2 protein-coding genes are annotated in these 2,885 nt (G+C 65.3%); one reads left to right on the forward strand and one right to left on the reverse strand.

All coding sequences use genetic code 11. The annotated features are described in order from the left end of the window. The coding region (gene rpsP / locus EAW56_RS11415) for a 30S ribosomal protein S16 (protein WP_122086660.1) at positions 1-449 on the reverse strand (449 nt) is incomplete at its 3' end. A 358-nt stretch (positions 450-807) separates the two neighbouring features. Here rpsP and EAW56_RS11420 point away from each other — a divergent pair. Continuing rightward, positions 808-2,885: acyltransferase family protein (locus tag EAW56_RS11420; RefSeq protein ID WP_147453308.1), on the forward strand; the 2,078-nt coding region annotated here is incomplete at its 3' end.

The raw sequence follows: 2,885 nt of genomic DNA on the forward strand, positions 1-2,885 counted from the left end.
GCAGCCTCGGCGGCGGCAGCGGCCTCAGCCTCGGCAGCAGCCTTGGCTTCCTCCTCTTCCTTCGCCTTCTTGCGCTTCTCGGTGATGGCCTCGGCGGTCGGGCCGTTGTTGGCCTCTTCGAGCGCCTCGTTGAACAGCTCGAGCTTGGTCTTCTTCTCCGGAGCGACCTTCAAGGTGCCCTCGGCGCCCTCTTCGCCCTTGTGCTTCTGCCAGTCACCGGTGACCTTCAGCAGAGCGAGGACCGGCTCGGTCGGCTGCGCGCCGACGCCCAGCCAGTACTGAGCACGCTCGGAGTCGATGCGGATGAGCGACGGCTCTTCCTTCGGGTGGTAGATGCCGATGTTCTCGATGACGCGCCCGTCACGACGGGTGCGGGAGTCAGCGATGACAACACGGTACTGAGCGTTGCGGATCTTACCCACACGCTGCAGCTTGATCTTGACAGCCATGAAAAAACTTCCTTTTCGGTCACTGGGCAGTGCAGACACCCGCCCCTTGTCGGCGAGCCGGTTCAACCCTTCTTCTTTACCCTGCGCGTGACTGGCCGGCCGACCGCCGCGCTCCCGACCTTCCGGGGCGCGGACCAGACGGGTCCGGCGCGTACGCAGATTGTGCTGTCCCCTGGGGCGGCAAACCACCAGGCAACCCTGCATACATTACCTGGTTGAGGCACATACACCAAAACGACGTGCCACGCCCAACGGGGCCAAGTTTTTTCAAATCGGGCGGTTGAGCCGGTAATGTCTTCAGCGAATTGAACCGGATAGTACCAAAATTTTAATGATGTTGTAGGGGTTTTACGGGCTTATGGGCGAAGGAACGGCGCAGCAGTCACAGACGGCGCGGCAGGCGCAGCAGTCTCCTGGCGCGCACCCCCGCCCGCGCCCCTCGTCCTACCGCGTGGACATCGACGGCCTTCGCGGATACGCAATTGCGCTCGTCGTGCTCTTCCACGTCTTCGTCGGCCGCGTATCCGGCGGCGTGGACGTGTTCCTCCTGCTCTCCGGCTACTTCTTCCTGGGCGGACAGCTGCGCTACGCACTGCGCCCGAACCCCAACCTCAATCCATGGTGGCCGCTCTGGCGAACCATTCGTAGGTTGGTCCCTGCGCTCGTCGTCGTCATTCTGGCGGTGCTTATCGCGGTGCATTACCTCACCCCGGAGCTCATGAGCGACGAGCTCGCGGCCCAGTTCACCGCGTCGATGCTCTACTACCAGAACTGGGAGCTCATGGCGCAGGACGCGGACTACGCGGCCGCCAGCCAGGACACGTCGCCACTGCAGCATTTGTGGTCCATGGCGGTCCAGGGCCAGTTCTATCTCTTTGGCATCCTCTTCGGCACGCTCGTCGCTGTCTTGATTACCAAGTGCAAGCTGCCACGCACGCTCGCCCGCCGCGGCGCCGTGATCGTGCTCGCGCTCATCACCGTCGCCTCCTTCGCGTGGGCGTCCCGCTTCGGGTTTATCGGCACCGGCGCGAACTACTACTCCACGTTCTCCCGCGCCTGGGAGCTCTCGCTCGGCGCGCTCCTCGCGTTCGTCCCGCGTTCGCGCTTCTTCCCGCAACGCATCGCCTGGTTGACGTCGGCGCTTGGCGTCGTGTGCATCACGATTACGGGCGCCGTGGTTGCCAATTCGCTCGCGTTCCCGGGCCCGGTCGCGCTGCTCCCCCTCGTGGGCGCCGCGCTGGTGATCCTCAGCGGCAACGACAACCCGATTTCCGCGGTCCTCGCGTCCAAGCCGATGACCTGGCTGGGCGGCATCGCCTATTCGCTGTACCTCTGGCACTGGCCGCTGCTCATCATCGTCACCGTCATCGGCGGCTTTGGCACCCCGCCGGCCTGGGTGGGCACGATCGTCATCGTCGTGTCCCTCGCCCTCGCACACGTCACCCACGAGCTGCTTGAGGAGCCACTCCGCCAGCACCGGAAGCGCCCGACCGCCACGGACACGCCGCTTCTCGACGCCCGCAGGTCACTCCGCACCCCCGCCGGTGCAGCCCGCGCTGTCGGTGGCGTGATTGTCACCTGCTTGGTCGCCGCTACCTTTACGATCCAACCGCTATGGAACCAGAAGGTTCAGGAGGCGGAAAAGCCGCTCAATGACACCTTCTATCCCGGCGCCTTGGCACTGGCGGGTGCGAACGTCCCGGACGTGCCCCCGCAGCCGGACCCGAACCTCATCGCCGGTGTCTACCCGCCCGCGGGTACCGACGGCTGCATGGTGTTCCAGAACCAGGACGCGGACACCATGCCGCGCCCCGACTGCGTGTACGGCGACCCGGAGGCGGACACGACGGTGGTCATGGTGGGCGGCTCCCACATCGAGCCGTACGTGATCCCCTTAGACCGCCTGGGCAAGGAACACGGGTTCAAGGTGATCCCGTACGTCCGTCAGACGTGCCCGCTCATCCTGGACGCCGCGGAGAGCGGCGAGCTCGTCTCCCAGGTCTGCCAGGAGTGGAGCGTCAACGCGTTCAACGAGATCGTCAACCTGGACCCGGATCTGGTGGTCTCCACCTCGACGCGCCCGGAAGGCCACGCGGGAGACGTGACGGTGTCCGTGGACCACGTCCCGGACTCCTACCTCAACCTGTGGGACGAGCTCGCCGCCAACGACCTTCCCTTCTTGGGATTCCGCGACAATCCGTGGATCTTTGACATCTTCGGGGAAATCATGGACCCGAACATCTGCGTCGTCGGCGGCCACACCGAGGAGGAGTGCTCCATGGCCACCAAGGACGTCTACGCCCCCGTCGACCCGGCTGCCGAGTACCTCGACGGCTCGCGCAACCAGTTCAGCGTGGACACCGCCGGGTGGTTCTGCGACGCCGAACTGTGCCGCCCCCAGATCGGCAACGTGTACGTCTACCGCGACCAGAACCA

Source organism: Corynebacterium gottingense (assembly GCF_003693265.1).
Taxonomy (GTDB): domain Bacteria; phylum Actinomycetota; class Actinomycetes; order Mycobacteriales; family Mycobacteriaceae; genus Corynebacterium; species Corynebacterium gottingense.